At 71.1% G+C, this 19,920-nt stretch carries 17 protein-coding genes; 11 read left to right on the top strand and 6 right to left on the bottom strand.

The window, feature by feature from the left end; genetic code table 11:
* Positions 1-61: 61 nt before the first annotated feature.
* Positions 62-955, top strand: coding sequence for a hypothetical protein (locus EDD92_RS03170; RefSeq protein WP_123962887.1), 894 nt, complete (start codon positions 62-64; stop codon positions 953-955).
* Positions 956-1,004: 49 nt separating this feature from the next.
* Here the strand turns inward: EDD92_RS03170 and EDD92_RS03165 are convergent, their stop codons facing one another.
* A complete protein-coding gene (locus EDD92_RS03165; RefSeq protein ID WP_123962886.1) occupies positions 1,005-3,413 on the bottom strand; it encodes a penicillin acylase family protein in 2,409 nt (802 codons plus the stop codon).
* 110 nt (positions 3,414-3,523) lie between these two features.
* On the opposite strand from EDD92_RS03165, the gene EDD92_RS03160 reads away from it, so the two are divergent.
* The gene (locus EDD92_RS03160; RefSeq protein ID WP_123962885.1) at positions 3,524-5,023 is read left to right on the top strand and encodes an acyl-CoA synthetase; all 1,500 of its coding nucleotides are present in this window, start codon (positions 3,524-3,526) and stop codon (positions 5,021-5,023) included.
* Between the two features lie 105 nt (positions 5,024-5,128).
* Here the strand turns inward: EDD92_RS03160 and paaK are convergent, their stop codons facing one another.
* Positions 5,129-6,418, bottom strand: a complete 1,290-nt coding sequence (paaK, locus tag EDD92_RS03155) for a phenylacetate--CoA ligase PaaK (RefSeq protein ID WP_123962884.1) — start codon at positions 6,416-6,418, stop codon at positions 5,129-5,131.
* A 172-nt stretch (positions 6,419-6,590) separates the two neighbouring features.
* On the opposite strand from paaK, the gene EDD92_RS03150 reads away from it, so the two are divergent.
* Entirely contained in the window at positions 6,591-7,448 is an 858-nt protein-coding gene (locus EDD92_RS03150; RefSeq protein WP_123962883.1) for an alpha/beta fold hydrolase, read from the top strand.
* A gap of 132 nt (positions 7,449-7,580) precedes the next feature.
* Here EDD92_RS03150 and EDD92_RS03145 read toward each other — a convergent pair whose 3' ends face one another.
* Positions 7,581-7,958, bottom strand: a complete 378-nt coding sequence (locus tag EDD92_RS03145; RefSeq protein WP_123962882.1) for a peptidoglycan-binding protein — start codon at positions 7,956-7,958, stop codon at positions 7,581-7,583.
* 326 nt (positions 7,959-8,284) lie between these two features.
* Between EDD92_RS03145 and EDD92_RS03140 the strand changes: the two genes are divergently transcribed.
* Both EDD92_RS03140 and EDD92_RS03135 read left to right on the top strand, forming a co-directional pair.
* Positions 8,285-9,031: a peptidoglycan-binding protein gene (locus EDD92_RS03140; protein ID WP_123962881.1), complete on the top strand. Its 747-nt coding sequence runs from the start codon at positions 8,285-8,287 to the stop codon at positions 9,029-9,031.
* Positions 9,028-9,819 (top strand): XRE family transcriptional regulator, encoded by a 792-nt coding sequence (locus EDD92_RS03135; protein WP_123962880.1) that lies wholly within the window; start codon positions 9,028-9,030, stop codon positions 9,817-9,819. The genes EDD92_RS03140 and EDD92_RS03135 overlap by 4 nt, the downstream gene beginning before the upstream one ends.
* 18 nt (positions 9,820-9,837) lie before the next feature.
* On the opposite strand, the gene EDD92_RS03130 is transcribed toward EDD92_RS03135, so the two are convergent.
* From EDD92_RS03130 to EDD92_RS03120, 3 genes are all read right to left on the bottom strand, one after another.
* Positions 9,838-10,299 (bottom strand): hypothetical protein, encoded by a 462-nt coding sequence (locus EDD92_RS03130; protein ID WP_123962879.1) that lies wholly within the window; start codon positions 10,297-10,299, stop codon positions 9,838-9,840.
* A gap of 111 nt (positions 10,300-10,410) precedes the next feature.
* On the bottom strand, positions 10,411-12,120 hold the full coding sequence (locus EDD92_RS03125) for a sulfatase (RefSeq protein WP_399185367.1): 1,710 nt from the start codon (positions 12,118-12,120) through the stop codon (positions 10,411-10,413).
* A gap of 518 nt (positions 12,121-12,638) precedes the next feature.
* Positions 12,639-14,249, bottom strand: a complete 1,611-nt coding sequence (locus EDD92_RS03120) for an acyl-CoA synthetase (RefSeq protein ID WP_123962878.1) — start codon at positions 14,247-14,249, stop codon at positions 12,639-12,641.
* 187 nt (positions 14,250-14,436) lie between these two features.
* Between EDD92_RS03120 and EDD92_RS03115 the strand changes: the two genes are divergently transcribed.
* From EDD92_RS03115 to EDD92_RS03090, 6 genes are all read left to right on the top strand, one after another.
* Entirely contained in the window at positions 14,437-15,237 is an 801-nt protein-coding gene (locus EDD92_RS03115; protein ID WP_123962877.1) for a crotonase/enoyl-CoA hydratase family protein, read from the top strand.
* A gap of 138 nt (positions 15,238-15,375) precedes the next feature.
* Positions 15,376-16,317, top strand: a complete 942-nt coding sequence (locus EDD92_RS03110; protein WP_123962876.1) for a Zn-ribbon domain-containing OB-fold protein — start codon at positions 15,376-15,378, stop codon at positions 16,315-16,317.
* On the top strand, positions 16,317-17,363 hold the full coding sequence (locus tag EDD92_RS03105; protein WP_185123915.1) for a thiolase domain-containing protein: 1,047 nt from the start codon (positions 16,317-16,319) through the stop codon (positions 17,361-17,363). Before EDD92_RS03110 ends, EDD92_RS03105 begins: the two co-directional genes overlap by 1 nt.
* Complete coding sequence (locus EDD92_RS03100; protein WP_123962874.1) at positions 17,360-18,526, top strand: thiolase domain-containing protein; 1,167 nt, start codon at positions 17,360-17,362, stop codon at positions 18,524-18,526. The genes EDD92_RS03105 and EDD92_RS03100 overlap by 4 nt, the downstream gene beginning before the upstream one ends.
* Before the next feature lie 93 nt (positions 18,527-18,619).
* A complete protein-coding gene (locus EDD92_RS03095) occupies positions 18,620-18,862 on the top strand; it encodes a DUF397 domain-containing protein (protein ID WP_123962873.1) in 243 nt (80 codons plus the stop codon).
* Between the two features lie 148 nt (positions 18,863-19,010).
* Entirely contained in the window at positions 19,011-19,916 is a 906-nt protein-coding gene (locus tag EDD92_RS03090) for a universal stress protein (RefSeq protein ID WP_123962872.1), read from the top strand.
* The last annotated feature ends 4 nt before the right edge of the window (positions 19,917-19,920 follow it).

The following is a 19,920-nucleotide window of genomic DNA, read 5'->3' as shown; positions in this document are numbered from 1 at the left end:
GCCGGCGCGTCACAGGAACGGCACCGCGTTCGTCACCGTCACCATCAGCCCTGGGGGACCCATGCGCAGGCACACCGCACGCGCCGCAAAACTGCTGGCCGTACTCGCCCTGTTCACTGTCGGAAGCGGAGCCGCCGTCGGCTGCGGCAGCGAGAAGCCCGTCGGCCACGGCGTCGACTCGGACCGGGCTTCGCACGCCCGCGCCCGCGCGGTCGCCGACGCCTGGCACGATTCCGAGGCCGCGGAGGCGATGGCAAAGGGCTACTACCCCATGGACGACGTGATCCAGTTGCCCGAGGACGCTTTCCACACACACGCCGACGAACGCGCCTACACGACCCAGAACTTCGTGCTGCAGACGACCCTCCCCGGCACCCCGGAGCGGAACGGCGTGGTGAAGTGGGACGGCGGCGACTCGCTCACACTGCCGCTGATGGGCGCACGCAAGGCATACGACAGCGTGGCTCGTGGCGGCAACGACGGACCGCACCTCACCGTGACCGGTGCCAAGTTGGGCGAAACGACGGTGCTGACCGGCCGCGGCGCGGCGACCGTCCCGGCCTGGCTGTTCAAGCTCAAGGGCTACGACACCCCGCTGAAGCGGGTGGCCTTCACCCCGTCGAAGCCGCCCAAGCCTCCGATCGCCCCGGCCGCGGATTCGCCGAGTGACGAACTGTGGCCGCTGGAACGGTTGGTGGAGGTGGCCGGCGACGCCCGGTCCTTCACCGTGCTCGCCGGACACGGAGCCTGCGACGACGGTGCGGCCGTCGACGCCCTGGAGACGGACGACAGCGTCGTGCTCTCCGCGTCGATCACCGGAAGCAAGGACGGCCCCTGCACGGGCCAACTGCTCATGCAGAAGGCGACGGTGAAACTGCGCCGGCCGCTCGGCGGCCGCATCCTCCTGGACGCGTTCACGGGCCGGCCGATACCGCCCGCGCAGCGGCAGTACTGAACCTGAACCCTGTCCCGCGCATGCCGCGCGGGACAGGGCCGTGCGGCGGTCAGCGGTGTTCGCCGACCCGGATCACCCGCAGCGCGGGCGAGGACAGGATGTCCTTCTCGCAGAAGCGGGCCGTCACCCACCGCTCGTCGGACAGCAACCGGGTCTGGTCGCTGTAGTGCGGCGAGTCCGGGTTCGACGACTGGGAGTACGTCAGCAGGGTGCGGGCCACCGGGCAGCCGGTGCCGTCCCAGCCGACGGCCTGCAGGTGGCTCGATCCGAACGGCACCTGCGTGTACGCCCCGCTCGCCGCGTCCCACGTCGGCTCGATCACGTTCCACACGCCGAGCCTGTTCGAGCCGCCCGGTATCGCGATGCGTTCGCCGCCTCGGACGACGTACTGGTGGTCACCGAGCCGGGCGTCCAGCGGTGTGCCCGAGCCGTGCAGTTCCGCCACCGTGTCGGCGAGGGCCGTGGCGAAGCCGGGCGCGGCGGTGTCGAGCGTGTTCGGTGTGTGGACCGGGTCCGCGGCCGAGAACGGCACCTTCCAGAGGCGGCCGGCCGGCACCGCGGTGGTCATCTTCCGCCAGAAGCGGTCGAAGAACAGGGCACCCCGGCTGTCGGTGTCCATCGTCCGGTCCCAGGCGGCGATCACCTTGCAGGCCTGCGTGACGTCGACCGGTTTCCCGTCGCTCGCGGTCGCCGTGCCACCGGGCAGCGCGGCACACGCCTTCGCCGCGTCGGCCGCGGCCAGTGCTCCCGCTGGCACCCGGTTCGCGAACTGCTGCTTCTGCAGGTCGCGGACGGTCAGCCCGCCGCGCTCGGCCATCGCCGCCACGTCCTCGATCGCGCCGCGGGTCCGCAGCGAGCGCGGTGTCCCGACATCGCCGAAGATCCGCTCGTACCCGGTCAGCGGCCGGTCGGTGTTGGCCAGCCAGGCGCTGTCGTTGGAGTTCTCCGCGTACGGGGCGTCCTTGAGCGTGGGCATGCGGGCGGGCCCGAAGACGCCTGGCTGCACGGCGTCGGCATCGCTGCCGATCGCGCAGTCGCCGCGCGAGCCGTCCAGGACCGCGAGACCCGCCTGCGGGTAGGTGAGCCTGCCGAGGTCGGTGGAGCACCGGGCCGCCAGGTCGTCGGTGATCCGGGGCAGCACCTGCGACTGGGTGTAGAGGGAGTGCCCGGCGGAGTCCGCGGCGATGGTGTTCACCCACGGCAGGCCCTGGTGCCGGTCGAGGGAGGTCAGCACGTCCGCCGTGGAGCGCGACTTGGCGAAGCCGAGCGAGGTGTCGGCGAAGCGGAAGTTGACGGCGTTCGGATCGTTGAGCGCGTACGCCGTCGTCGCCGTCCACGGCAGCGGCGGATCACCGTCGGGATCGGCCACGACCGGGCCGTAACGCGTCCACCACTGGGTGCGCGTCACCGTGGCGCCGTCCTGGACTGCCACGGTCACGGTCCGCTTCGTCATCCGCTCCCGCTTGCCGTCCACCAGATAGACGGTGGGGTCGGCGGGATCGAGGGTCAGCCGGGTCAGGCTGAACGGGACGCCCGTCGCGACGGTGTGGCTCCACGCCACACGGGAGTTGTAGCCGATCGACACGGTCGGCGAGCCGAGGAGCGAGCCGCCCGCGACATCCAGCGCGCCCGGGATGGTCTGCTGCGACTGCCAGAAGCGGCGCCCGCCCTGCCACGGGTAGTGCGGGTTGCCCAGCAGCAGACCGCGGCCGTTCGCCGTCGTGGCGCCGCTGAACGCGACCGCGTTGGACCCCATGTCCGCGCTCGCGGACCGTTCCCGCACCGCCCTGATCAGGGCCTTGGCGTCGACTTCCGTGCCTGGTGCCGTGGAGCCGGTGGGCGGCTTGGCACCGGTGATCTCGTCCACCGAGCCGCCCTGGCCCCCGAGGATCACGATGGCGTAGAAACGGGCGGCCACGTCCGTCGCGGAGATCGGCCGCACCCAGGCCTTGCCCCGGCACGCCGGGTCGGTGATCCGGTTCTGCGCCAGCCAGGCGTTGTACCCGGCGGCGAAGCCCCGCAGCATGTCCTTGACCTGGCGGCTCGGGCCCCGCGGCGCCGGTTCGGCGAGGAGCTTCTCCACCGTCCGCGTCTGCCGTACGCCGCGGAAGTACAGGTCGCTGGAGAGATTGGTGGAGGCCGACGACAGTGAGCGGTCGGTCACCGCGCCGGGGCCGAAGTAGCGTGAGCGCTCGCCGCGCACGGTCACGAAACCGTCGGCGAGCAGACACACCTGGTCGGTGGCCTGCGCCCAGCCGGTGCCGAAGCCGAGGTCCGCGTAGTTCTTCGCAACGATGTGCGGAATGCCGTACTCGGTGTAGCGGATGACGGCGGACAACCCGCCGTGCGAGGGATGGTCCTGGCGGCTCGGGCGCTCGGCCGCGGTGGCCTGCAGCGCGGTCGAGGCGGTGAGTAACGCGACGGCCGCCACGACCAGTCGTCTGATACGGGTGCGCAAAGGTGCCTCCCAACGTGGATGGGGGAAGGAGCGGTTGAGCGTGCGACGGGCGGGTGCGTGAGCCTCCCGGTGCTTGACCTGCCCCGGCCACGGACCGAGGATCACCAGTCATGACGCAGGGACACGGCAGCACGGTTGACGGGGTGCTGCGGCGCAGCGCCCGACGCACCCCCGCGCGCGTCGCGGTGGAGTACGGCGACCGCAGGTGGACGTACGAGGAACTGGACGAGGCCGTCTCCCGCGCGGCGAGCGTCCTGCTCGAGCAGGGACTCGCTCCCGGCGACCGGGTCGGCGCCTACGGCCACAACTCGGACGCCTATCTGATCGGCTTCCTCGCCTGCGCCCGCGCGGGCCTCGTCCATGTGCCGGTCAACCAGAACCTGACCGGCGACGACCTCGCGTACATCGTCGGCCAGTCCGGCAGCTCGCTGGTCCTCACCGACCCCGACCCGGCAGGTCGACTCGCCGACGACGTACGGACGCTGCCCCTGCGCGACGCCGACGGTTCACTGCTGGACCGCCTGGCTGCGGCCCCCGCATACGACGGACCCGAGCCGCGCACCGAGGACTTGGTGCAGCTGCTGTACACCTCGGGCACCACCGCCCTGCCCAAGGGCGCGATGATGACGCACCGCGCCCTGGTGCACGAGTACCTGAGCGCGATCACCGCCCTGGACCTCAGCGCCGGTGACCGCCCCGTGCACTCGCTCCCGCTCTACCACTCCGCGCAGATGCACGTGTTCCTGCTGCCGTACCTCGCGGTCGGCGCAACGAACATCATCCTCGACGCCCCCGACGGCGACCGGCTCTTCGACCTCATCGAAACCGGCCGCGCGGACAGCCTGTTCGCCCCGCCCACGGTGTGGATCGGCCTGTCCAACCGCCCCGACTTCGCCACCCGCGACCTCGGCGGACTCCGCAAGGCCTACTACGGCGCCTCGATCATGCCGGTGCCCGTTCTGGAGCGGCTGCGCGAACGACTGCCCGGGCTCGCCTTCTACAACTGCTTCGGCCAGAGCGAGATCGGCCCCCTGGCCACGGTCCTGGCACCCGACGAGCACAAGGGCCGCATGGACTCCTGCGGCCGTCCCGTCCTCTTCGTCGACGCCCGCGTGGTGGACGAGGACGGCAAGGACGTCCCCGACGGCACACCCGGCGAAATCGTCTACCGTTCCCCGCAGTTGTGCGAGGGCTACTGGGACAAACACGAGGAGACCGCCGACGCCTTCCGGGACGGCTGGTTCCACTCCGGCGACCTCGCGGTGCGGGACGCCCACGGCTACTACACGATCGTCGACCGTGTGAAGGACGTCATCAACTCCGGTGGTGTACTGGTCGCTTCACGCCAGGTCGAGGACGCCCTCTACACCCACGAGTCCGTCGCCGAGGTCGCCGTGATCGGCCTGCCCGACGAACGCTGGATCGAGGCGGTCACCGCGGTCGTCGTCCCGCGCGGCGAGGTGACCGAGGACCAACTGATCGCCCACGCCCGGGAGAAGCTCCCCCACTTCAAGGCCCCGAAGCGGGTGGAGTTCGTCACGGAACTGCCCCGCAACGCCAGCGGAAAGATCCTCAAGAGGGAACTGCGGGGCCGGTTCGCAGCGCCCTGAAGGGGCGCGGGGCCGTATCGATGTGCGGCTCCGTCGAGCGGGCGCGACCAGCCACGACGGAGCCGCAGACGACCGACGACATCCCGCGGCACAACCAGCGGGGCATCACCGCAGGTCCACGATCCGCCGGATCTTCCCCACCGACCGCTCCAGCGACTCCGGCTCGACGATCTCCACCGCCACCGAGACGCCGATTCCGTCCTTCACGGCCGCCGTGATCGACCGCGCGGCGGCTTCCCGCACCTCGGGTGCGGCATCGGGACGGGCCTCGGCCCGCACCGTCAGGGCGTCCAGGCGCCCCTCGCGGGTGAGCCGCAGCTGGAAGTGGGGGGCCACCCCGGGCGTGCGCAGCACGATCTCCTCGATCTGCGTCGGGAAGAGATTGACGCCCCGAAGGATCACCATGTCGTCGCTGCGCCCCGTGACCTTCTCCATCCGCCGGAACACCCGCGCCGTGCCCGGCAGCAGCCGCGTCAGGTCACGCGTGCGGTACCGCACGACCGGCATCGCCTCCTTGGTCAGCGAGGTGAAGACGAGCTCGCCCTCCTCGCCGTCCGGCAGCACCTCACCGGTGATCGGATCGACGACCTCCGGGTAGAAGTGGTCCTCCCAGATGTGCAGCCCGTCCTTCGTCTCCACGCACTCCTGCGCCACACCCGGGCCGATCACCTCGGACAGCCCGTATATGTCCACCGCGTCGATCGCGAACCGCTCCTCGATCTCCCGCCGCATCTGCTCGGTCCACGGCTCGGCACCGAAGATCCCCACGCGCAGGGAGGTGCCGCGCGGATCGACGCCCTGGCGCTCGAACTCGTCGAGGAGCGTGAGCATGTACGACGGCGTCACCATGATGATCTGCGGCTCGAGGTCCTGGATCAGCTGCACCTGGCGGGCCGTCATGCCGCCGGAGGCGGGGATGACCGTACAGCCGAGGCGTTCCGCGCCGTAGTGTGCGCCGAGGCCGCCGGTGAACAGGCCGTAGCCGTACGCCACATGCACCTTGTCGCCGGGCCGGCCGCCCGCCGCGCGGATCGAGCGGGCCACCATGTCGGCCCACAGGGAGAGGTCGTTGTCCGTGTAGCCGACGATGGTAGGGCGCCCGGTGGTGCCGCTGGAGGCGTGGATACGGCGGATGCGGTCCTGCTCCACGGCGAACATGCCGTACGGGTAGTTCTCGCGCAGATCCGCCTTCGTGGTGAACGGGAAACGGGCCAGGTCGGCCAGGGACCGGCAGTCGTCCGGGCGGACGCCGGCCTTGTCGAAGGACTCCCGGTAGAAGGAGACGTGCTCGTACGCGTGCCGCAGCGAGGCCCGCAGCCGCTCCAGCTGCAGCGCCCGCAGCGCACCGGCGTCGAGCCGTTCCCCCGCGTCCAGCAGCTCCGTCGCATCCACCATGGGGACGTCTCCTCCGCCAACCATATCAATACGGGCGACCGATCATTCGGTCGTGCTGTTCGGGATCAGTAATTCAGGCCACGTCGGGGCAGGCAAGAGGGCGGCCCGCATTTTCTGCAGCGCCCCCAGAATCGCGTTGCGGCCGCGAGCCGGGGGACAGGAAGATCGGCGCATGCCGACCTTCACCGCAACCGACGGGACCGAGCTCGCCTACCACGTCCGGGGCGACGGGGACCCGCTCGTCGTCCTGCCGGGAGGCCCGATGCAGGCCTCCTCCTACCTCGGAGACCTGGGCGGGCTCGCGGCGCACCGCCGGCTGGTCCTGCTCGACCTGCGCGGTACCGGCGACTCCGCGGTACCGGAGGATCCCGCCACCTACCGGTGCGACCGGCTCGTGGACGACGTGGAGGCGCTGCGCGCCCACCTGGGCCTGGAACAGATGGACCTGCTCGCCCATTCGGCCGGAGGCAGCCTGGCGATGCTGTATGCCGCCCGGCACCCGGTGCGGGTGGCGCGACTGGTCCTGGTCACCTGCATCCCGTGGGCACTGGGGAGGCAGCCCAGCGCCGAGGACCGGCTGGCCGCGGCACGGCTGAGGAGCGGCGAGCCGTGGTTCGAGGATGTGTTCCCGGCCTTCGAGGACTGGCTGGCGGGGAAGGCCGACTTCGACCCGGCGTTCGCTCCCTTCTTCTACGGTCGCTGGGACGACGCGGCGGCGGAGCACGATGCCGGTGCCGAGTTCAACGACGATGCCTTCGACGTCTACGGCTCCGACGGCGCCTACGACCCGCCGGCGACCAGCGCGGCACTCGCCCAGGTGGCCGCACCGGTCCTCGTCCTCGCCGGCGAGCTCGACGGCGGCCCCAGCCCCGAACTGGCGCGCACCGTGGCTGACGTCTTCCCGAACGCCGAATTCACCGTCCAGCCAGGTGCGGGGCACTATCCGTGGGTGGACGGCCCCGAGTGGTTCGCACGCCGGGTCGCCGGGTTTCTGGACCGGGACGGTGCCGTTTTGCCGTCGGCGAAGTAGCAGCCCGGCCCGGGGAGCGCCCGGCTCGAGTTGCGGGATGCGTCGGCTGCCGTGACATTTGAGGTGGAGTGAAGAGTGCGAGGGGCCCTGTCCTCCCCCGAGAGGACAGGGCCCTGCGCGTGCCCGCTTCGCTCAGTGGTGCGAGCTCGGCAGGTGCTCGTAGCAGCCCGAGCGCCAGCCGCCGTCGCCCTGGAGGTTGTCCAGGAGGCTGTCGCCGGTGTTCTTGCCGACCACGCCGTCGACGTGCAGGCCGGACTTCTGCTGGAAGAGCCGGACCGCGCTGTAGGTGCCGGAGCCGAAGATCCGGTCCTCGCCGATCGTGTGGTGATGGGTCCGCTTGGCCCAGTCGTTGTACCCGTGCTGGACGCACAGCACGGGCACGCCCGTGTCGCCGCGGCTGATGTTCGGCACGTCGGGCCGCGCGGAGGCGCTGCCGACCGAGCCCAGCACCAGGCCGGCGCCGAGCGCTCCGGTGACGGTCGCGAGTGCAAGGGTCCTGCGCATGGTCATGGCCGGTTCCTTTCCGGTGAGTTGAGGGGCCGTATCGCTTCCGTTGGAATGCGAGGGCCCGGGAGGAGGCTCCCGGGCCGTGCCCCTCGGTGGCACCACCGACGTTGCCCGGCCGGATCCGGTAGGGGCCAGGCCAAGCGGCAGGACCGGTGGCAAGCGGCACGGCCCACGCGCTGACCTGCTGGGACGCCGTGTCCCCTGACAAAACAGTGGGACGGTGGGCGGGGTCGGGAAGCGGTCATAGTGGACGGGACCCGCAACCGCAGCCCCGGAGGAACCGCGTCCTCCTCCACGACGGCGACTGCGCACGCGTACGGGGAAGTGACATGACGCGCTGGAAGGAACTGCCCGCCGGGCTGGACGAGGCGGAGCGGCAACTCGTCGCACAGCTGCGGCGGTTGAAGGACCGTGCGGGCCTCAGCCTGGCCGCGCTCGCGGCCAAGACGTCGTACAGCTCCTCGTCCTGGGAGCGCTATCTCAACGGGAAGAAGCCGGTGCCGCGCGCCGCGGCCGAGCAACTCGCCGAAGTCTGCGGGGCGCCGCCGGAGCGGCTGCTGGTGCTGCACGAGGTCGCCGAGACGGCACGGGCACAGCGAACGGCGGCAGTCGAGGACGAGCCCCGGGCCCCACGCCGCGCGCCCCGATCACGGCGGACCGCTCACGCCCTTCCGGCCGTCGCCGTCGCAGCGGTCCTGGTGGTGTTCGGCGCCGGATTCCTGAGCGGAGCCGCCTGGCACCGAGACGACGGCAGCAGGGCGAAGCAGCACGCCGCGTCCGGCGCCTCCGCCTTCCCCAGCGGTCACACGTACGGCTGCGACCGGATCCGGCGCGAGCACGGCGTCATCACCGCGGGCTACTCCACCAGCCGCGACGTGCTCCTGGACCGGGGCAGCACCGGCTGGGACGTGGTGGAGACGCAGTGCCTGCTGCGACGGCACGGGTTCGACAGCGGGCGGATCGACGGGGTGTACGGCGAGAAGACCGGGCGTGCCGCGCGCGCCTTCCAGAAGCGGCACGGGCTCGCGCCGGACGGCATCGTCGGCCCTGACACCTGGAAGAAGCTGCGCACATGAGCCCGGAGACGGCGCAACTGGCCGCGAGCATGCGCGAGGTGCGCGCCGCGGCGGGACTGAGCCTGGCCCAGCTGGCCCGGCGCACGCCCTACAGCAAATCCTCCTGGGCGCGCTATCTGGCGGGTACGCAGCCGGTGCCCCGCCGCGCCGTGGAGGCGCTGTGCGAGGTGGCGGGTGTACGCCCCGAACGGCTGCTGGCGTTGTGGGAGCTGGCCGACGCCCGCTGGAGCGGGCGGGCCCGGGCGACGCCTGAGCCGCGTCCCGAGCACCGGAGCGTCCGCAGTACGCCGTACGTGTGGGGCGCCGCGGCCGGGCTGGCGGCGGCCGCGGTGGCAGCCGTCGCGGTACTGCTGTCCGGGCCGTACGGGTCGTCGTCGGCGACCACCGGCACCGCCCCGGCGACCTTCACGCCCGGTCCCGGCTGCTCGGGCCGTACCTGCGAAGGGAAGAACCCGGTCGACATGGGATGCGGCGGCCGGCAGATGGTCAGGACCCTGGCGGCGCGTACCGCCGCCGACGGACGCAGCGTGCAGTTGCGCAACGGCACGGCCTGCCACGCCGTCTGGGCCCGCGCCTCCCGTCTTCACCTCGGCGACCGGGTCGAACTCACCTTGCCGGGCGCACCCCGCAAGGAGATCCACGTCGACACCGACAAGGAGCGCAACGCCTACCTGGCGACCCCGATGACGGCTCTGACACCGCCGCACGACCCGGGCGACGCCCGCGTGTGCCTGATCCCGGCCGAAGGCCGGCGCGTGTGTTTCACCGGCGGATCCGGCAGCAGGTGAGCAGCACAGCGGCCGGGGTCACGGCCTTCGCGGCCCGGCTCCGGCAGCGGCTCGGCGCCGCCGCAGCACGACATGACCGCCGACCAGGCTCAGCGCGAGGACGGTGAGTCCGACACCGCCCGCCACCTCGAAGCCGGCCGGTCCCGTGCCGCCACCGACGCCTGCGTTCATCCCTCGCTGCGGAACCGGCGTGGAGGTGGCCGGGGCCGGGGTGAGCGTGGCGGGGGTGACCGGCGTGGAGGTGACCGTGGCCGAGGGCGAGGGTCTGTGCGGCAGTTCCTCGCAGGCGATGCCGTCGTGGTCCGCGTGCAGGCGGAACGGATCGCTCGGATTGCGGTTGAGTACCGCCTGCGCGTCTTCCTGGAACGTGAAGTCGCGGCAGTCCAGGTCGGTCTGTGCATGTGCCACGACGGCCGTCGGGCCGGTGGTCACGAGGAGGGTCAGTGCAGCTGTGCTCAGCACGCGCGTACGTATGTGCATGTGGGGTCCCCTTCAGGGCCGGTGATCCGATCACCGTCACTGCGACCCTGGGGACGGCTTCCCGCCCCGGCGCGTCGTGCTGAGTCGTCCGAAGGACCCCTGCCGATCAGCTCACCCGCCTTGCGGTCCGTATGCCGTCATGAAGCGGTCCCGGAACTTGTTCATGGTCCACTCCGGGGCGTTGTCCGCGGGCTTGATCCCGTCCGTCCAGCCCCAGTTCGAGACGCGGTCCAGGACCTTCGGGTCGCGCGCGACGATGGTGACCGGCACGTCCCGGTTGCTGGTGCCCCCGGTGACCGTCGGGACGGGCTGGTGGTCGCCGAGGAAGACGAGGACGGTCTTGTCGTCGCCGTAGCGCTGCATCCACTGGGTCAGGCTGTCCAGGGAGTACTGGATCGCCTTGCGGTACTCGGTGCGCACGCGCTGCGCGCTCTTCCAGACCTCCGTGGGGTTCGTGCCCTCCTTCTTGATCTTGTAGAAGACCTTGCCGTTGCCGAGGTCCTTCCAGTCGATCATGTGGGCGATGGGTGACCAGGGATTGTGGCTGGAGGCCAGGATGATCTCCGCCATGATCGGGTCGCGGTTCTTCTTGCTGTGCTCCAACTTCTGGAAGGCTTCCAGGCTGAACTGGTCCGGGACCGGCGTCCAGCTGAAGTACGGGCCCTGGTAGCCGAGGTGCGTGGAGTCGTAGATGTGGTCGAGGCCGAAGTACGTGCCCTCGGGCCAGGCCTTGCGCACGCCCGGGACGATGCCGACCGTGCGCCAGGCGCCGGTCTTCTGGAAGTAGCTGGTGAGGGTCGCGCGGTCACTGGTGGTCAAGGTCCGGTACCGCTGCTGGTTCTTGATCCACAGGCCGGACAGGAACGTCGAGTGAGCCAGCCAGCTGCCGGCACCCGTCACCGGTGACTTGAGCCAGCCGCTGCGCGCCGCGAAACCGGCCGCCCTGAGCCTGGCGTCGCCCGCCTTGAGCGTGGCGTCGACCTCCGGACCCATCGTCGGATCGTCGATCGCCACCCGGCCGTAGCTCTCGATGAAGGTGAACATGACGTCCTTGCCGCGCAGCCCGGTCAGCAGCTGGCCGGGCGGTGTCTTGGCGTAGGCGTCGACGGCCATCTCCTTCTTGAAGACGTCGGCGTCACCGAGGCCGTCGCGGACGTACTGCACACGGTTGGCGAGGTACTGGGCATAGCCCTTGGTGGCGACGGGGACACCGCCGAACTGCACGCCCAGCGTGAAGCAGATGATCCACACGACGCCGAGGACCAGCGTGGAGCGGACGGCGACGGGGCGGTGCCGGGCCAGCACGTTCGCCAGCCGCACCATCGCGAGCGCGCTCAACGTGAGCACGGCGATGACCAGGACGATCACCCCGACCACCGCGAGCACCTCACCCGAGCGCCCGAACGAGTCCTTCACCCAGTCCGCGCCGTCGCTCAGCAGTACCCAGTCGAAGACCAGGTCGAACGGCCGGGCCAGGGTCTGACGGAAGCCCATGTCGAGGCACTTCAGAACCCCGGACAGCCCGACGAACGCCCCCAGCACGACGGCCGTGATCCGCCGTCCCCTCGACGGCAGTGCGAGCAGCGCGGCCGCGAGGAAGATCGCCTCGACGGGGAGACGGAGGAACGACTGGACAGTGATCCAGTCGAGGCGGTTGGGCACGAGGAGCACGACGAACACCAGCGCAGCGGCCAGGACGGTCGTGCCCACGTGTACGGCCATTGCCGTGCGGGGGTAGCGACGGCGCCAGCCGAACCAGCCGGGGCGGGTGGGGGAGGAGCCGGCCCCCAACGGGTCGGGTTCGTCGGTGTTTGCGGACATGGAAGCGGCCGCCGCCTCGTCGGCGGAACCGTCGCTGGTGGAAGCCGCGTCCGGGACGACGGCCCCGCTCGGCGCCTCCCCGTCCTCCGCGCCTTCTGCCGTCTCCTCCGCCGCAGAGTGTCCGCCCGGCTCGTCCGCTTCCTTCGCCGCCGGCTTCGTCGTGGGCCCGGTCGCTTCGTCCGCCGCGCCGCTCGCCACCAGCTCCGCCGGCTCCCCGTCCGCCGAGGTGCCCGGCTCCGGGTCGGTCACCACGGGAGCGGTCGAGGCCTCCTCGGCTCTGGTCCTGTCCGGTGCGTCCGCGTCCGTCTCCGGCAGTTGACGAGGGGGCGTGAGGTGCGACACCCGTGGGTCCTTCCGTGCGAAACCGCTGATGGCACGGCGGACCGGGCCCGCAGGGCCGAGCCGCCAACCTCGCGTACGGCCCTACGCCACCCTCCGTTCAAACTCCCGGGTCAACCGCGCGCAAAGAGTACGCCCGCCGCCCACGGCCGGCCCACTGCGGGGCCCCGGCCTTCCGTCTAGCGGTCCGCCGCGACCGCCACCTCCCGGGCCCAGCGGTAGTCGGCCTTGCCGCTGGGCGACCGCCGTATCGCCTCGGTGATCACCAGCTGCCGCGGGATCTTGTAACCGGCGAGTTGGGTACGGCAGTAGGACTGCACGTCCTCCAGCGAAGGCCGGGGCGCGCCCTCGCGCAGTTGCAGCACCGCCGCCACGTGATTGCCCCACTTCGCGTCCGGCACCCCGGCCACCAGCGCGTCGTACACGTCGGGATGGGACTTCAGCGCCTGCTCGACCTCTTCGGGATACACCTTCTCGCCCCCGGTGTTGATGCACTGCGAGCCACGGCCGAGGACCGTGACCACGCCCTGCTCGTCCACGGTTCCCATGTCGCCGAGCAGCACCCACCGCTCGCCGTCCTTCTCGAAGAAGGTCTCGGCGGTTTTCTTCGGGTCGTTGTAGTAGCCGAGCGGCACATGACCGCACTGTGCGACCCGGCCCACCTCGCCCACCGCGACCGGCTCGTGGGTGGCAGGATCGACCACCTGCGTACGGGAGTTGACGCGGATGCGGAAGGACTGCCCGGCCCCGGAGTCGGCTGTCGCCGTGCCGTTGAAGCCGGACTCGGAGGAGCCGTAGTTGTTGAGCAGCATGGCGTTCGGAAGCAGCTCCTGGAACTGCCGGCGCACCGTCTCCGACAGCACCGCGCCGGACGAGGACACGCTGAACACCGACGAGCAGTCCGTGCCCTTCATGGCGCCGGCCAGAGCGTCGATCAGCGGCCGCAGCATCGCGTCGCCGACCAGCGAGATGCTGGTGACCTGCTCCTTCTCGATCGTCCGCAGCACCTCCTCGGGCACGAACTTGCGGTGGATCACGACCCGCTGCCCGAAGTTGAAACCGATGAACGAGGTGAGGGTGGAGGTGCCGTGCATCAGCGGGGGAGTGGGGAAGAAGGTGATCCCCGAGCCGCCGGCCGCGACCCGCTCGGCGAGCTCCTGCGGCTTCTTGACCGGCTCACCGGTCGGCGCGCCCCCGCCCAGACCCGAGAAGAACAGGTCCTCCTGACGCCACATCACGCCCTTGGGCATCCCGGTGGTGCCGCCGGTGTAGATGATGAACTGGTCGTCGCCCGAGCGCGCCGGGAAGCCGCGCTCCGGCGACCCGCCCGCCTCGGCCTCGGCGAACGGCACGGCAGCGACCCCGTCCTGCGCCCCGCCCACCCGTACCAGGTGCCGCAACTTCGGACACTGCGGCAGCGCCGTCGCCACCCGCCCGTCGAACTCCGCGTCGAAGACCAGCGCCACCAGATCGGCGTCCCGGTAGAGATACACCAGCTCATCTTCTACGTAACGGTAGTTGACGTTGACCGGGACGATCCGCGCCTTCAGGCACCCGAACACCGTCTGCAGATACTCGATGCCGTTGTAGAGGTGCAGCCCGAGGTGCTCGCCGGGTCGGATCCCGGCGTCGATCAGATGGTGGCCGATGCGGTTGGCCGCCGCGTCCAGCTCCTCGTACGTCAGACGCCGCTCCGCGCCCGTGCCCGGGTGGTCGACATAGACCAGGGCCTCTCGCTCCGGCACCACGTCGACGACCGACTCGAACAGGTCGGCAAGGTTGTACTCCACCGCTCCTCCTGACGCCGGCAGCCATGACGAAGAAAGGCGCATCCGTCGGTTCGCCGGTCATCAGAGCAAAGGGGACGACAACTGTGAAGGGTCCGCGCGAAGAAATCTGACTGTCTGTCAGAAAACTCTTGAAGTGGCTCCCCGCCTACTGCAACCTGTTCTCGTTCTTTGAGAGGGGAGATGGGTGATGGGTGGGACCGAACACCTCACCGTGCAGCGCGAAGGCGCCACACTGGTGCTCACGCTCAACAGGCCGGACGCCAAGAACGCGCTCTCGCTGTCCATGCTCGTCGGCCTGTACGACGGCTGGATCGAGGCCGACGAGGACGACGCCGTCCGCTCGATCGTGCTGACCGGCGCGGGCGGCGCGTTCTGCGCCGGCATGGACCTCAAGGCCCTCGCAGGCAGGGGCATGGAGGGAGAGCAGTACCGGGACCGCCTCAAGGCCGACCCGGACCTGCACTGGAAGGCGATGCTGCGCCACCACCGCCCCCGCAAGCCGGTGATCGCCGCCGTCGAGGGCTACTGCGTGGCGGGTGGCACCGAGATCCTCCAGGGCACCGACATCCGCGTCGCGGGCCAGTCGGCGACCTTTGGACTCTTCGAGGTCAAACGCGGGCTGTTCCCCATCGGCGGCTCCACGGTCCGCCTGCAGCGGCAGATCCCGCGCACCCACGCGCTGGAGATGCTGCTCACGGGGCGCCCCTACACCGCCCGGGAGGCCGCCGACGTGGGCCTGATCGGGCATGTCGTGCCCGACGGCACCGCCCTCGCCAAGGCCCTGGAGATCGCCGAACAGATCAACGCCTGCGGCCCGCTCGCCGTGGAGGCCGTCAAGGCGTCCGTCTACGAGACCGCCGAGATGACGGAGACGGACGGGCTCGCCTCCGAACTCAAGCGGGGGTGGCCGGTCTTCGACACGGCCGACGCCAAGGAAGGGGCCCGTGCCTTTGCGGAGAAACGGCCGCCCGTTTACCGGCGCGCGTAGCGCTGCGTCGGCTCAGGCCGGTTCGGGCACTGCGGGCCGGATGCGGCTGGTCGCGCCCACGCCGCGGAGCCGCACATGTCACAGCCCCGCCCCTGACAGGGCGCGTCCTCACCGTCGACTTCTCAAGGAGGTAGCCCGGTGGCCGAAGTCCTCAAGGCTCCCCTCGCCGTTGAATTCCCCTTCACCCGCTCCCTCGGCCCAGTCCAGAGTGCCTTTCTGACCGGTCTGCGTGAGCGTGTCGTCCTCGGGGTGAGGACCGGTGACGGCCGTGTCCTCGTCCCACCCGTCGAGTACGACCCCGTCACCGCCGAGGAGATCCGCGACCTGGTCGAGGTCGCCCCCACCGGCACGGTCACCACCTGGGCCTGGAACCACGCCCCCCGCCGCGGCCAGCCCCTCGACACCCCCTTCGCCTGGGCCCTGGTCCGCCTCGACGGCGCCGACATCGCCCTCCTGCACGCCCTCGACGTCCCCGGACCGGACGCCGTGCACACCGGCATGCGCGTCCGCATCCGCTGGGCCGAAGCGCGCGAGGGAGCCATCACCGACATCGCCTGCTTCGAGCCGTACGACGGCGAACCGGCCCAACCGACGGGTCACACCGGCGAGTTCGAGGACGCGATCAGCGGCATCGTTGCCCCCGCCCGCCTCGACTACACCTACTCGCCCGGCCGAGCCCAGACCGCCTACATCAACGCCCTCTCCGAGCGCCGCACGGTCGGCGAACGCTGCCCCTCCTGCCGCAAGGTGTACGTCCCGCCCAGGGGCGCCTGCCCCACCTGCGGCGTCGCCACTTCGGAGCAGGTCGAGGTGGGGCCGCGCGGCACGGTCACCACATACTGCATCGTCAACATCAAGGCGAAGAACCTGGACATCGAAGTCCCGTACGTCTATGCCCACATCGCCCTCGACGGCGCCGACCTCGCGCTGCACGGCCGTATCGGCGGCATTCCCTACGACCAGGTGCGCATGGGGCTGCGCGTCGAACCGGTGTGGACCGACGGGGCCCGCTATCCCGACCACTACCGGCCCACGGGAGAGCCCGACGCGGAGTACGACGCCTACAAGGAGCTGCTGTGATGCGTGACATAGCACTGGTGGCCTTTGCGCAGACCGACCACCGGCGCACCAGCGAGGAGCTCTCCGAGGTGGAGATGCTCATGCCGGTGCTGCACGACGTCCTCGCCCAGACCGGGCTGAAGACCGCCGACATCGGCTTCACCTGCTCCGGCTCCAGCGACTACCTGGCCGGGCGCGCGTTCTCCTTCACCCTCGCTCTCGACGGCGTGGGCGCCTGGCCGCCGATCTCCGAGTCGCACGTGGAGATGGACGGCGCCTGGGCCCTGTACGAGGCGTGGACGAAACTCCTCACCGGGGACGCAGACACCGCCCTCGTCTACTCGTACGGCAAGTCCTCACCCGGCTCCGTACGCGACGTCCTGACCCGGCAGCTGGACCCGTACTACGTGGCGCCCCTGTGGCCCGACTCCGTGGCTCTGGCCGCGCTGCAGGCACAGGCCCTGATCGACGCGGGCGACACCGACGAGCCCGCACTCGCCGCCGTGGCCGCCCGCAGCCGTGCGGACGCCGCCGCCAACTCCCACGCGCAGCTGCGCGGTTCGGTGCCGCAAGGGGACTACCTCGTACGGCCCCTGCGTACCGGTGACTGCCCGCCGATCGGCGACGGGGCGGCCGCCGTGATCCTCGCGGCGGGGGAGCGGGCTCGGCAATTGTGTGAACGGCCCGCCTGGATCCGCGGCATCGACCACCGCATCGAAGCCCACGGCCTCGGCGTCCGCGACCTGACCGACTCGCCCTCCACCCGCCTGGCCGCCGAGCAGGCCGGCGCCTTCGAACGGCCCGTCGACACCGCCGAGTTGCACGCACCGTTCACCTCGCAGGAGGTCGTGCTGCGCAAGGCGCTGCGGCTCGGCGACGACGTGCGGGTCAACCCGTCCGGCGGGGCTCTCGCGGCCAACCCGATCATGGCCGCCGGGCTCATCCGCATCGGTGAGGCCGCCGCCGGCATCCACCGGGGCGAGTCCGACCGGGCGCTCGCCCACGCCACCTCCGGGCCCTGTCTGCAACAGAACCTGGTCGCCGTACTCGAAGGGGATCCGCGATGAGCAAGGAGCCCGTGGCCGTCGTAGGCATCGGCCAGACCAAGCACGTGGCGGCCCGGCGGGACGTGTCGATCGCGGGACTTGTCCGTGAGGCGGCCGGGCGGGCGCTCGACGACGCGGAGTTGACGTGGGCCGACATCGACGCCGTGGTCATCGGCAAGGCGCCCGACTTCTTCGAGGGCGTGATGATGCCCGAGCTGTACCTCGCCGACGCGCTCGGCGCGGTGGGCAAACCGATGCTGCGGGTGCACACTGCCGGATCCGTCGGCGGCTCGACCGCACTCGTCGCCGCCAACCTGGTCGCGGCCCGCGTCCATGGCACCGTGCTGACACTGGCCTTCGAGAAGCAGTCCGAGTCCAACGCCATGTGGGGCCTGTCCCTGCCGATCCCCTTCCAGCAGCCGCTGCTCGCCGGGGCCGGCGGCTTCTTCGCCCCGCATGTGCGCGCGTACATGCGACGCACCGGCGCGCCCGACACGGTCGGCTCGCTGGTGGCCTACAAGGACCGGCGCAACGCCCTGAAGAACCCCTACGCCCACCTCCACGAGCACGACATCACCCTGGAGAAGGTCCAGGCCTCGCCCATGCTGTGGGACCCGATCCGCTACTCCGAGACCTGCCCGTCCTCCGACGGCGCCTGCGCCATGGTCCTGACGGACCGGGCGGGCGCGGCACGCGCGCCCCGGCCGCCCGCGTGGATGCTCGGCGGCGCCATGCGCAGCGAGCCCACCCTCTTCGCCGGCAAGGACGCCGTGTCGCCGCAGGCCGGCAAGGACTGTGCCGCCGACGTGTACCGGCAGGCCGGTATCGCCGACCCGCGCCGCGACATCGACGCCGTCGAGATGTACGTGCCTTTCTCCTGGTACGAGCCCATGTGGCTGGAGAACCTCGGCTTCGCCGACGAGGGCGAGGGCTGGAAACTCACCGAATCAGGGGTGACCGAGCTGGACGGCGACCTGCCCGTCAACATGTCGGGCGGCGTCCTGTCGACCAATCCCATCGGAGCCTCCGGCATGATCCGCTTTGCCGAGGCGGCGCTCCAGGTGCGCGGGCAGGCCGGAGAACACCAGGTGGAAGGGGCCCGACGGGTCCTCGGACATGCCTACGGAGGCGGATCGCAGTTCTTCTCTATGTGGCTCGTGGGGAGCGAACCTCCGGACTCGTAAAAGACTCCGGAAAGGTCCCCCTCACGTGGCCTGTTGGCATCAGAAACCGATCGCTAGGCTGGCCGCGGACGACGAATCGGGAGGAGCACGGACGTGGCCGAGAGCACCATCCAGCAGCACCCGCTTGCGGGCTGGGACAAGCCTGAGCTGGACCTCAGCAGCGCCGATTGGCACTCGAGCAGCCGTGGCCTGGGGGATGTCCAGATCGCTTTTGTCGAGGGATTCATCGCGATGCGCAACAGCGGCCGCCCGGAAAGCCCTTCCTTGATCTTCACGCCTGCGGAATGGGGCGCGTTTGTGTCGGGGGCGCGGGAAGGAGAGTTCGACCTGACGTGACCCGGCGGCCCTGCGGCTGAGCCGACGGGCCGATCCGGGGGTGTTCCACCCGTCTTTGCGGACACGCGACCTTGAGCGCCCTTCCCGGGCCGATGCCTGAGCGAGGCTGGCCCGGGAAGGGAAGGTCGTCTCCCGGAGATGAGGAACCATGAGCAGCACCCTGCCGGTCATTGCGGCGGTCGACGGTTCGGACGACAGCCTGCGCGCCCTGGACTGGGCCCTCGACGACGCCCGCAGACGCGGGGTGCCGCTGCGGGTGGTCCATGTGCGGCAGTACGCCGTCTGGGCGCAGCCCGACATCCTTGCCGCCGGGCCTCCGGAGCCGGGCGACGATCCGGTGCTCGGCCAGGTGCGCAGGTATCTGAAGGGGCGGGCCGACCTCCCCGCCGTGGAATACCACGGGCTGGAGGGGGCGCCGGGCGCCCTGCTGCCCGAACTGGGTACCGGCGCCCAGCTGTTGGTGCTCGGCTCCCGAGGGCGCGGCGGCTTCGCCAGTCTGCTGCTCGGCTCCAACGGCATGGCCGCCGCCCGCGACGCCGAGTGCCCCGTCGTGGTGGTGCCCCGGCCCGGCCGTGAGGTGCACGGCGACGTACCGGTCGAGCCCGGCCCGCGCGTGGTCGTCGGCCTGCAGGTGGACAGCCCCGACGAGGCGACCCTGGCCTTCGCCTTCACCGAGGCCGGGCTGCGCGGCGCACGCCTCCATGTGGTCGCCGCCTACATGTGGCCCGTGCAGACCTGGGCCACCCCCGGCGAACTCGTCCCGCCGATGGTCGACCAGCACGCCGTCGAGAGCCAGACGTGGACCCTCGCCGAGGGCTTCCTCGCCCCGCACCGCTCACGACACCCCGACGTCCCCGTCGACACATACGCGATGCCGGGTGACGCGGCGGGCCAGCTGGTCGCGGCCTCCAAGGACGCCGGCCTGGTCGTCGTGGGCCGTCACCGCCGCCGCCTGCTGGCCCCCGCCCGCATGATGGGCTCGGTCGCCCAGGCGGTCCTGCTGCACGCGGCGGCCCCGGTGGCGGTGGTACCGCCGGCCATGGGCGAGGAGTGAGGAC

The sequence above is a fragment of the Streptomyces sp. TLI_185 genome, assembly GCF_003814765.1.
In the GTDB taxonomy this organism is placed as follows: domain Bacteria; phylum Actinomycetota; class Actinomycetes; order Streptomycetales; family Streptomycetaceae; genus Streptomyces.
The sequence above is the reverse complement of the archived record's forward strand: the minus strand, read 5'-3'. Positions and strand labels throughout refer to the sequence as shown.